This is a genomic window from Vibrio sp. CAU 1672 (assembly GCF_029223195.1).
GTDB lineage: Bacteria > Pseudomonadota > Gammaproteobacteria > Enterobacterales > Vibrionaceae > Vibrio.
The window spans coordinates 1-11,379 of the sequence record NZ_JARHUF010000042.1 but is presented as its reverse complement, the minus strand read 5'-3'; the positions used below and the strand labels follow the sequence as shown (position 1 = coordinate 11,379).

The window sequence follows — 11,379 nt, the reverse complement described above, 5'->3', positions numbered from 1 at the left end:
GCTTCAGTGCTTCTGCTTTAAATTCAGGAGAATGGATAATACGTTTTTTCTTGCTTGTCATGCTTCACCTCGTTAGTGATTGTACTCACTTAACTCGGTGTCCAAAACTGCTGGTGCGGATCATAACCTCATAGCACCGTAAAGTCACCATGGTCGTACCATGGTCGTACCATGGTTCTGGTAGCTCAGAGCCCTTGTTAATACTGGCTTGCGAGATGGCAGCTTTTAGCATTTGTCGGATTTACTAGGATTCCCTTGCGCACAGAATCGTCATGCGATGAACCATATATGGACCATGGGAGAAATTTTAGTGCTAATAAAGGAAGGTCAATGGTGCGAGAAAAGCGTCGATAACAAGAAAGGGAGTATTGAGGTAAGCACCTGAAAAGTCGAACATTTTCAAGAGCCTAAAACGACGAAAGGCCGCTATAAAAGCGACCTTTCTATGTATGGTACCGGTGGGCGGACTTGAACCGCCACGCCCGAAGGCAACGGATTTTGAATCCGTCGTGTATACCAATTTCACCACACCGGCATCTCTGGGCAGCTGCCCTTTGATGGTTGGCATTATACGTAAGCTATTGCCCTGCGCAAGCAGAAAAACCTTAAATAACGACTGTTTGCTGATAATTTCGCCATAAATAAGCAGGCTGTGCGCCAAGTCTCTTTTCAGCAGAGAAGGGAATCGATATCCTGACGCAAAATTTTTCTGGTAAGTGATACTGACATGACGACTTCAACTCCTCTTCCACCCGCCGGTTTGTTCCGCCGCCTCGCGGCTTTGATTTATGACACCCTGATCGTGATCGCGATCGAAATGATGGCGGCCGGTATCGTCATGGCGGTGGTGTTTGCGCTCAATGCCGCCGGCTTACTCAGCTACGGAGAATATACCGATGCGGCCGATATGTTAGGTAAACATCCACTTTGGAGCCCGCTGTTTACTTTATATCTGGCAGTAGTATGGATTTACTTCTTTGTTTATTTCTGGACCCGGGCCGGGCAAACATTGGGCATGCGAGCCTGGAAGTTGCAGGTACGCAATGCTGAAGATGGCGGACCGATCACGGTGACCCAAGCGCTGATCCGTCTGGCCACCTCCGGATTTGGACTGGCCAATTTTGCCGTGCTGTTAGACCCGAAAAAGCGTGGCTTCCATGATATCTGGGCCAAAACCGAAGTGGTGGTGCTGCCTAAAGCCAAATAGGCACCCACAAAAAAAGGGTTGTTATATGACAACCCTTTTTCTTTTTTATGCTCTTTTAGCCTTTATAGCTTTCTGCGCAGCAGCGCTACGGCAATCACCAGGAACACCAGGCTTGGCGCAACCGCCCCGAAGACCGGGGGAATGCCATAAACCAGAGTCAGCGGGCCAAAAAACTCACTGGAAATGTAGAAGGTAAAACCGGCCACCACCCCGGACAGCACCCGTGCCCCCATGGTGACACTGCGCAGCGGGCCAAACACAAATGACAGTGCCATCAGCATCATTACCGCAATCGAAACTGGCTGGCTCAGCTTACGCCAGAAGGCCAGCTCGTAACGGGAGGCATCTTGCTCAGAGGCTTTCAGATATGTCACATAATCATACAGGCCACTTAACGAGAGCTCTTCAGGCTTGACCGTCACCACTGCGAGCTTGTCGGGGGCCAAAGAGGTGTCCCATACTTGCTGCTCCAGCTCATATTTGGCGATCACGCTGTCATTCTGCATATCGGTGATCTGCACGTTTCGCATCAGCCAGTGATTGTCTTGCTGGTAATCCACTTCTTCGGCAAAAATCACCGACTGCAGGTTCTTGTCGTCATCAAACCGCCACATATTCAGCGCGTAGAGTTTATCGTCTTCGACCTTACCAATAAAAATAAAATCACTGCCATCACGTGCCCAGACACCGGCCCGGACCGAAACAATGCTCCCGCCGGATAAGGCAAACGCGCGCAGATCCCGAGCCATCTTTTGTGCTTCCGGCGCGCCCCACTGGCCCAGCGTCATCACGATCAGCATTAATGGTACGGCAGTTTTCAATACTGACAAGCCGATATCCAGCTTGGAAAAACCCGCCGCCTGCATCACCACCAGCTCGGAGCTTGATGCTAACATCCCCAGGCCAATCAGCGCGCCCAGCAAGGCGGCCATCGGGAAGAACATTTCGATGTCACGCGGAATACTCAACACTACAAAATACAGCGCATGCATCAGATCATACGCCCCGCGGCCGACTTTGCGCAGCTGCTCAACGTACTTGATGATGCCGGAAAGCCCGACAAAAGTGGCCAGCACTAAAGCTGAAGTAGAAATGATGGTTCTACCGATATAAAGGTCTAAGATTTTAAACACAGCTTACGCGAGCCTCTTCTTACGCAGTTTTTCTTTGATTTTTCTCACCGGAACACTGTCCATCATATTCGCCATGACCGCAACGATAAGCAGCATCGCGTTGATTGGCCACATGCCTACTGCCACCGGTATTGCCCCGTCTTCCAGGGCAGACTTGGTCGCACTGATGGCGAGAAAGTACGCCAGGTAAATGAGGATTGCCGGCCCCATTTTGGCAAAACGGCCCTGACGCGGGTTCACCGCCGACAGCGGGATCACCAGCATGGTCAGCAGCGGAATACAGACAAACAGAGAAATACGCCACTGCAGTTCCGCCTGCGCTTCCGCGCTCGGGTGGCCAATCAAATCGATGGTCGGATACGCCTCCCAGTCACGGCCTTTGTGTTTCACCTCGCGCTGGCCAATCACCCCCTCGTATTGTTCAAACTTAGTGATCATGTATTCCACCCGGGTCGGTACCCCTTCATAGCGGGTACCATTTTGCATGGTAATGATCTGCCGGCCATCCGAGAGCTCTTTCACATCTCCGGAAGAGGAAAACATCACGCTGGGTAGGATCGAATCACGCGGGCGCATCTGTGCTACAAACACATTTTTTAATGTACTGTCCTGAATGTCATCAATGAACACCACCGACGAACCGTCCGGTGTCCCCTGAAACTGGCCTTTTTTCAGTAAATCGACACTGTTTTCCGCCGCCACCTGCTCAAGTAACTGCTCCACCCTGTCTTGCGACCAGGGCGATAACCACAAAGTATTGAACGCTGCGACTCCCGAAGTAATTAACGCCAGATACAAGGCAGCCTGAACCAGGAACTTGTTGCCGATGCCGGTGGCATTCATTACTACAATTTCACTTTCGGCATAAAGACGGCCAAAAGTGATCAGGATCCCGATATACAGACTCAATGGCAGCATCAGTAAGCCCATCGCCGGCATATTTAGCCCAACGATAGAAAATATCAATCCGGCGGGAATATCGCCGTCGGAAGCGTCAGCAAGCACACTGATAAATTTTTGGCTTAAAAACACCAGAAAAAGTACGAAAAAGATCGCAAATTGACTCTTGAGTGTTTCGCGGATCAAATATCTAACAATAATCACGCTGAAATTACCTATACAAAACTTGTTTTTTTGGTCGAATCACTATAGTTTCCCGTTGAACCTTTTATTTTTTTAAAACTTATAAACTAGATGTTAGCTGCTTTATCCTGTCTAAAGGTCAGACCTAGACTAGTATTCAACAAGTAAGCGATCATTATCTAACATTTAGAGCAATTTGTCTTCAGGATGTAGGAGTACGCATGGAGTTCAGTGTAAAAAGTGGCAGCCCAGAGAAACAACGTAGTGCTTGTATCGTTGTTGGCGTGTTTGAACCACGTCGCCTTTCTCCTGTAGCCGAGCAACTAGATAAAATCAGTGACGGCTACATCAGTTCATTACTTCGCCGTGGTGATTTAGAAGGTAAGCCTGGTCAAATGCTGTTGCTGCATCAGGTACCGGGAGTGCTGTCAGAACGTGTTCTGCTGGTTGGTTGTGGTAAAGAACGAGAACTTGGCGAACGCCAGTATAAAGAGATCATTCAGAAAACCATCAGTACACTAAACGAAACCGGCTCAATGGAGGCGGTGTGTTTCCTCACTGAGCTGCATGTAAAAGGTCGCGACACCTACTGGAAAGTCCGTCAGGCAGTTGAAGCAACCAAAGACGGCCTGTACACCTTCAATCAATTCAAAAGCGTAAAGCCTGAAACGCGTCGTCCGCTGCGTAAACTGGTATTCAACGTACCAACCCGCCGTGAACTGAGCCTGGGTGAAAAAGCCATTACCCACGGTCTGGCGATTGCCTCGGGTGTCAAAGCGTCCAAAGATCTGGGCAACATGCCACCAAACGTGGCTAACCCTGCATACCTGGCTTCTCAGGCGCGCCGCCTGGCAGATGATTACGAAACCGTCACCACCAAGATCATTGGTGAGCAGGAGATGGAAAAGCTGGGCATGACCTCCTACCTTGCTGTCGGCCGCGGCTCAAAAAATGAATCGATGATGTCGGTTATCGAATACAAAGGTAATCCGGAATCCGAAGCCAAACCGATTGTTTTGGTCGGTAAAGGCCTGACGTTCGACTCAGGTGGTATCTCACTCAAGCCGGGCGAAGCCATGGACGAGATGAAGTACGACATGTGCGGTGCAGCCTCAGTTTTCGGCACCATGAAAGCACTGGCGAAGCTGAACCTGCCAATTAACGTCATCGGCATACTGGCTGGCTGTGAAAATATGCCGGGTAGCAATGCTTACCGCCCGGGCGACATTCTGACCACCATGTCAGGCCAGACGGTAGAAGTGCTTAACACCGATGCAGAAGGTCGTCTGGTGCTGTGTGATGCGCTGACTTACGTTGAACGCTTCGAACCAGACTGTGTGGTTGACGTGGCAACGCTGACCGGTGCCTGTGTAATTGCGTTAGGCCACCATATCAGTGGTGTGCTGGCCAACCACAACCCTCTGGCTCATGAACTGATCAACGCATCAGAGCAAGCCAGTGACCGCGCGTGGCGTCTGCCGATGGCTGATGAATACCACGAACAGTTAAAGAGCCCGTTTGCCGATATGGCAAACATTGGCGGCCGCCCTGGCGGAACCATTACCGCTGGCTGTTTCCTGTCGAAATTTGCCAAAAAGTACAACTGGGCACATATTGATGTCGCAGGTACTGCGTGGAAGTCTGGCGCAGCAAAAGGCTCAACCGGCCGTCCTGTCTCAATGCTCGTCCAATTCCTTTTGAACCGCAGCGGCCAAGAGTCAGAAGAATAATTTCTGAGTAAACGAAAAGGGCCGCAAGGCCCTTTTTTAATATCTCAAGTTTTACGCGCCGTAGTCTTGTTCACGCTTTTAGGTTAACGTGAACAGCAATCCGGCACCGAGAGAGTTCATGATGAGCAACGCAACATTTTACATTGTCAGGCCAGACAGCCCGCAAGCTGAGCCGCAAGGCTTACAGCACTATGTGGTCTTTTTGGCGCAACACTTTGCCAGACAAGGGGCCAAGGTGTACATCAATGGCAATGCTAAAAGCGATGCCGAGCAGTTAGCCGAACTGTTCTGGCAAGTCGAACCAGAGCAGTTTATTGCCCATAACCTGGTCGGCGAAGGGCCGAAATACGCCACCAGTATTGAGATTGGCCACAACGGCGTGAAGCCATCGTGGAACCGGCAACTGGTAATTAATTTGGAGGAAAATGAGACAACCTTTGCGAACAAGTTTGCCGAAGTGGTAGACTTCGTCCCTTGCGAAGAAAAAGCTAAACAGCTCGCAAGAGAAAGGTATAAAATCTACCGTCAGGCTGGCTATCAGCTACAAACGATCGAGATTCAATACCCGTAACGGTCAATCCTTATAGTTAAGCTCTCCACCCAGAGAGTTCACTTATAAAGATTGACTTAGATTTCAACCATCAACGTATCCATTAAAGAGCGCTATGGAAAAGACATACAACCCAACTTCAATCGAACAAGCTCTGTATCAGACTTGGGAAGAGAAAGGCTACTTCAAGCCACACGGTGACACCACTAAAGAATCATACAGCATCATGATCCCGCCACCGAACGTCACTGGTAGCCTGCACATGGGCCACGCGTTCCAAGATACGATCATGGATACGCTTATCCGTTGTGAGCGTATGAAGGGCAAAAACACCCTTTGGCAAGTCGGTACTGACCACGCAGGTATCGCCACTCAGATGGTTGTTGAGCGTAAGATCGCTGCAGAAGAAGGCAAAACTAAACACGATTACGGTCGTGAAGCTTTCATCGACAAAATCTGGGAATGGAAAGGCGAGTCTGGCGGCACTATCACTAAGCAGCTTCGTCGTCTTGGCGCATCGGTAGACTGGGATCGTGAGCGCTTCACAATGGACGATGGTCTGTCTAACGCCGTGCAAGAAGTGTTCGTACGTCTGTACGAAGACGACCTGATCTACCGCGGCAAGCGTCTGGTTAACTGGGATCCAAAGCTGCACACCGCGATTTCAGATCTGGAAGTAGAGAACAAAGACACCAAAGGCAACATGTGGCACTTCCGCTACCCGCTAGCAGATGGCGTTAAAACCGCAGATGGCAAAGACTACATCGTTGTTGCAACCACTCGTCCAGAAACCATGCTAGGCGATACCGGTGTTGCGGTTAACCCAGAAGATCCTCGTTACAAAGATCTGATCGGTAAAGAAATCATCCTGCCTGTCGTTGATCGTCGCATCCCAATCGTGGGCGATGAACACGCCGATATGGAAAAAGGCACTGGCTGTGTGAAAATCACACCTGCGCACGACTTCAACGACTACGAAGTAGGTAAGCGCCACCAGCTACCTATGATCAACATTCTGACTTTCGACGCCAACATCCGTGACGCGGCTGAAGTCTTCAACACCAACGGCGAAGCAAGCGACACTTACAGCACAGAGCTACCAGCTAAGTACCACGGTATGGAGCGTTTCGCGGCGCGTAAAGCTATCGTTGCTGAATTCGACGAGCTAGGCCTGCTTGAAGAAGTGAAAGATCACGATCTACAAGTTCCTTACGGCGACCGTGGTGGCGTGGTCATCGAACCAATGCTGACTGACCAATGGTACGTACGTACTGCGCCTCTGGCGAAAACAGCGGTTGAAGCAGTAGAAAACGGCGACATCCAGTTTGTGCCTAAGCAATACGAGAACATGTACTTCTCTTGGATGCGTGACGTTCAAGACTGGTGTATCTCTCGTCAGCTATGGTGGGGTCACCGCATCCCAGCCTGGTACGACAACCAGGGCAATGTTTACGTTGGTCGTGACGAAGAAGAAGTTCGTAAGAACAACAACCTGGAATCAGTGATTGAACTGCACCAGGACGAAGACGTACTGGATACCTGGTTCTCTTCTGCACTATGGACGTTCGGTACTCAAGGCTGGCCAGAGCAAACCGACGATCTGAAAGTATTCCACCCTTCAGACGTACTGGTTACTGGTTTCGACATCATCTTCTTCTGGGTTGCGCGCATGATCATGATGACCATGCACTTCGTCAAAGACGAAAACGGCAAACCACAAGTACCATTTAAGACAGTTTACGTTACTGGCCTGATCCGTGACGAAAACGGCGACAAGATGTCGAAGTCGAAAGGTAACGTACTTGACCCAATCGACATGATCGATGGTATCGACCTGGAGTCTCTGGTTGAGAAGCGTTGTGGCAACATGATGCAGCCTCAGCTAGCGAAGAAGATCGAGAAGAACACTCGTAAGACGTTTGAAAACGGTATCGAAGCATACGGTACAGACGCACTGCGTTTCACACTTGCAGCAATGGCATCAACAGGTCGCGATATCAACTGGGATATGAAGCGTCTTGAAGGTTACCGTAACTTCTGTAACAAACTATGGAACGCCAGCCGTTACGTAATGATGAACACAGAAGAGCAGGATTGTGGCTTCAACGGTGGTGAGATTGAATACTCACTAGCGGACAAGTGGATCGAGTCTCAGTTTGAACTAGCAGCGAAAGCGTTCAACAACCATATCGACAATTACCGTCTGGATATGGCGTCTAACACGCTGTACGAATTCATCTGGAACCAATTCTGTGACTGGTACCTGGAGCTAACTAAACCAGTTCTATGGAAAGGTACTGAAGCGCAACAACGTGGTACTCGTCGTACACTAATCACGGTTCTTGAGAAGACTCTACGTCTGGCTCACCCAGTGATCCCTTACATCACTGAAACTATCTGGCAAAGCATCAAGCCAATCATTGATGGTGTGGAAGGCACTAATTCATCAGAAAGCACTATCATGCTGCAAGCACTGCCTCAATTCGACGAAGCAAACTTCAACCAAGAAGCGCTAGACGATATCGAATGGGTGAAAGCGTTCATCACTAGCATCCGTAACCTGCGTGCTGAGTACGACATCAACCCGGGTAAGCCGCTTGAGGTTATGCTGAAAGCTGCAAACGCAGAAGACGCAGCGCGTCTGGAAGCAAACAAACAAGTACTGATGTCTCTGGCAAAACTAGAATCTGTACGCGTACTTGCTGCTGACGAAGAAACGCCAGCGTGTGCCACAGCACTGGTTGCTAAGTCTGAGCTGATGATCCCAATGGCGGGTCTGATCGACAAAGACGCAGAACTTGCGCGTCTCGATGGCGAAATCAAGAAGACCCACGGCGAAATCAAGCGTATCGAAGGCAAGCTGGGTAACGAAGGCTTCGTCGCGAAAGCACCTGAAGCAGTGGTTGCTAAAGAGCGTGAGAAGCTTGAAGGCTACAAAGAGACACTGGCTAAGCTGGAAGAGCAGAAGACTACCATCGCTGCACTTTAAGCCTCAGTGAACGAGAAGAGTTAAACCTTCTCACTCTGAATCACAAAGGTTGGTCCTCGTGACCAACCTTTTTTGTAGCTGCGGTTCTTAACTCTTAATTTCAGTACCATTCCCTAGCCAAGTTGATAGCTTTTGCCTATCAAACTAATCCTAACTGCCCATTAGCTTTAATGATAATAATTCTCAATAATAGACCTGTCGAAACAACACAACGATTGAGTAATTATCATGAAAAAGACACTAACCTTTGCCGCACTCCATTTTACTATCGCGTTTAGTGTCGCTTACGTGCTTACTGGCGACATTCTAATTGGTAGTTTAATTGCCATGATTGAGCCTTCAGTGAACACCGTCGCTTTCTACTTTCATGAAAAGGCTTGGGCAAAAGTCCCGGCGCTTAAAGCTCGTCAGTGGATGACCAAATTAAAAACCGCCAGCTTTGCAACCGTGCACTTTAGCGTCGCCTTTACCGTGGTTTACTTGCTAACTGGAGATGTGTTTGTCGGTGGGATCATGGCAATGCTGGAACCAAGCTTGAACACCGTGGCTTACTACTTCCATGAAAAAGTATGGTTAGGTAAATCAGGCAGCAACCAGGCACCACAATTCTGCCTGCACCAACACGCTTAATCAAGCAGGCTTAACGCGCCTCCGAATGAGCCAAGATACATTTATCATTGACAAAGTTGCGCTGCGCAATTAATTTAATTGCGCTACGCAACTTTTTAGAGGTAAGTGATAATGAATGCTCGTCAACTCCGACACTACTCGCGTCAAGCGGTGCGATTGCTTGGCATGCTGGATAAGCAATGCGGCGAGGTTACCCTCACCCCGGTGCAAGCCCATGCGTTAGGTGAAATCCAGCTGCAGCCGCTCACCATCAATCAACTGGCGCAGCAACTTAACGTGGATAAATCCAACGCGAGCCGCACTGTCACAGGGCTTACCAAGCTTGGCTTGGTTGAGAGCATCGAAAACCCAAATGACAAACGCAGCCAGTTAGTCGAGCTCAGCGCGCAAGGTCAGCAAGCGCTGTCGCAGCTCGACCAACAGCAAAATGCTTTTTTCGAACAACTACTTGCCAACCTCGACGCAAACGAGCAAGAGCAGTTAAAGCTGGGATTAGAAACCTACCTGAAAGGGCTCACCAGAGTCTGCCAGGCGGATGAATTCGTACTGCGTCCTCTCAGCAAAGCGGATAACCCGCAAGTGGCAGAAGTGATCCGTAGAGTCTCGGCAGAGTATGGCTTAACCGCAGATAAAGGCTATGGGGTGGCGGATCCGACACTCGACGACATGTATTCGGTCTACGATCAGCAAGGCGCTGCTTATTGGGTGATTGAGTATCAGGGCGAGATCGTCGGTGGCGGAGGCTTTGCGCCTCTGGCCGGAGAGCCCGATGTGTGTGAACTACAGAAGATGTACTTCTTGCCCCAGACTCGTGGGCATGGTTTAGCCAAGCGTATCGTCGCGCTCAGTTTGCAACTGGCAAAACAGCTCGGTTATCAGCAGTGCTATTTAGAAACAACCGAGTGCCTGAAAGAAGCCATCGGTTTGTATGAAAAGCTCGGCTTTGAGCATTTAGCGGCCCCGCTTGGCCAAACAGGGCATGACGCATGTGAAGTGGTAATGCTGAAGGCGCTATAACACCATATGGCTGACACAGAGCTCCTGACTCAGCGCGACAGAAAACGCTTGGTGTTGTCCGTCTAACTCTACGGCTAACTGATAGAAATCGCGGGGATCGGGATCGTTCAGATCGGCATACTTCGGTGCGTCGATCTGGAACAGCACACTGGCGTGATCGGCACGCACATCGATAGGAATGCAGTAAGTCATACCGTTAAACTTCACCGAAGCTGACACTAAGCCGGGAGCAAAGGTCTGATAATAAAGATCCACTCTAAATTCACATCCCCCGCCGTGGTGCCAGATCTGTTCTGTCGCCACACGATCTAACCGCACATGGCGGATAAACTGCAGATACGGCGCCTGCCACACCCCGATGCGATCATCACTTTTCTGGTACTCTGTCTCAGCAAGCGAACACAATTCGGGTTTATCTTCATCGAAAAGCAGATCCTCTTCTTCCTCAAGAAACAAAATCTCAAACCGATTGCGGCCTAACTGCATGTAGGGGCGGATATCCCGCTTGTAGATACTCTGCGTACCATCGCAATCGAACAGCGCTACCCCGTTCAAACGCACCTCAGCGTGATAATCGATCCCGCCCAGCACCATCTCAACCGCAGGATACGCCAGCATGGCTTCATCCACCTCAATATCTTGCATAAGGTGCCATTCTTGCTGGCTGATAGCGGCTTCAGACAACTGCTCAGGCAGTACTTGACTTAACGGCGCAGGAAACGTGATGTCATTTTGGGGAATAGAGAGATCAGTCAGTGGAGAAATTTGCCACCAACCGGCAAGAGATAATTGCATAGGCGCCTTGAGCTAGATCAATTTTCCCGCATTATAGTGAAAACAGAGTTTAAAACTCAATGAGAATTATTGATTTTTAGCTGCCACTGGCCATAAGCAGCCATAAAAAAAGCCAGCATAAAGCTTAATGCATGTAAGTTAAGATAACTTAACGCTTTTTTGGAGGCCTAGTCGCATAGCGACTAGGCCTTTTCTTTACTGCTCTTGGGTAGCTTCTTTCTCTTCTCTCCGGCAGGGTAAAACTC

General features: G+C 49.6%; 9 protein-coding genes and 1 tRNA gene. 6 read left to right on the top strand and 4 right to left on the bottom strand.

Features of this window, described 5'->3' with window-relative positions; all coding sequences use genetic code 11:
• Window positions 1-450: 450 nt before the first annotated feature.
• A tRNA-Leu gene (locus P2G85_RS20545) sits at window positions 451-535 on the bottom strand.
• A 192-nt stretch (window positions 536-727) separates the two neighbouring features.
• Here P2G85_RS20545 and P2G85_RS20540 point away from each other — a divergent pair.
• Window positions 728-1,207: an RDD family protein gene (locus P2G85_RS20540; RefSeq protein WP_275865921.1), complete on the top strand. Its 480-nt coding sequence runs from the start codon at window positions 728-730 to the stop codon at window positions 1,205-1,207.
• 62 nt (window positions 1,208-1,269) lie between these two features.
• On the opposite strand, the gene lptG is transcribed toward P2G85_RS20540, so the two are convergent.
• Both lptG and lptF read right to left on the bottom strand, forming a co-directional pair.
• Complete coding sequence (gene lptG, locus P2G85_RS20535; protein ID WP_275865920.1) at window positions 1,270-2,340, bottom strand: LPS export ABC transporter permease LptG; 1,071 nt, start codon at window positions 2,338-2,340, stop codon at window positions 1,270-1,272.
• Window positions 2,341-2,343: 3 nt separating this feature from the next.
• Window positions 2,344-3,444 (bottom strand): LPS export ABC transporter permease LptF, encoded by a 1,101-nt coding sequence (gene lptF, locus P2G85_RS20530; protein ID WP_275865919.1) that lies wholly within the window; start codon window positions 3,442-3,444, stop codon window positions 2,344-2,346.
• A 200-nt stretch (window positions 3,445-3,644) separates the two neighbouring features.
• On the opposite strand from lptF, the gene pepA reads away from it, so the two are divergent.
• The 5 genes from pepA (at window position 3,645) to P2G85_RS20505 (ending at window position 10,339) form a co-directional block, all read left to right on the top strand.
• Window positions 3,645-5,153 carry a leucyl aminopeptidase gene (gene pepA / locus P2G85_RS20525; RefSeq protein WP_275865918.1) on the top strand — a complete coding sequence of 503 codons (1,509 nt, stop codon included), beginning with the start codon at window positions 3,645-3,647 and terminating at the stop codon, window positions 5,151-5,153.
• A gap of 121 nt (window positions 5,154-5,274) precedes the next feature.
• Window positions 5,275-5,724 carry a DNA polymerase III subunit chi gene (locus P2G85_RS20520; RefSeq protein WP_275865922.1) on the top strand — a complete coding sequence of 150 codons (450 nt, stop codon included), beginning with the start codon at window positions 5,275-5,277 and terminating at the stop codon, window positions 5,722-5,724.
• A 94-nt stretch (window positions 5,725-5,818) separates the two neighbouring features.
• The gene (locus P2G85_RS20515; RefSeq protein ID WP_275865917.1) at window positions 5,819-8,692 is read left to right on the top strand and encodes a valine--tRNA ligase; all 2,874 of its coding nucleotides are present in this window, start codon (window positions 5,819-5,821) and stop codon (window positions 8,690-8,692) included.
• 228 nt (window positions 8,693-8,920) lie between these two features.
• Complete coding sequence (locus tag P2G85_RS20510; RefSeq protein WP_275865916.1) at window positions 8,921-9,322, top strand: DUF2061 domain-containing protein; 402 nt, start codon at window positions 8,921-8,923, stop codon at window positions 9,320-9,322.
• A gap of 111 nt (window positions 9,323-9,433) precedes the next feature.
• On the top strand, window positions 9,434-10,339 hold the full coding sequence (locus P2G85_RS20505) for a bifunctional helix-turn-helix transcriptional regulator/GNAT family N-acetyltransferase (protein ID WP_275865915.1): 906 nt from the start codon (window positions 9,434-9,436) through the stop codon (window positions 10,337-10,339).
• Here the strand turns inward: P2G85_RS20505 and P2G85_RS20500 are convergent.
• Window positions 10,334-11,134 (bottom strand): hypothetical protein, encoded by an 801-nt coding sequence (locus P2G85_RS20500; protein WP_275865914.1) that lies wholly within the window; start codon window positions 11,132-11,134, stop codon window positions 10,334-10,336. The genes P2G85_RS20505 and P2G85_RS20500 overlap by 6 nt on opposite strands.
• Window positions 11,135-11,379: the final 245 nt, after the last annotated feature.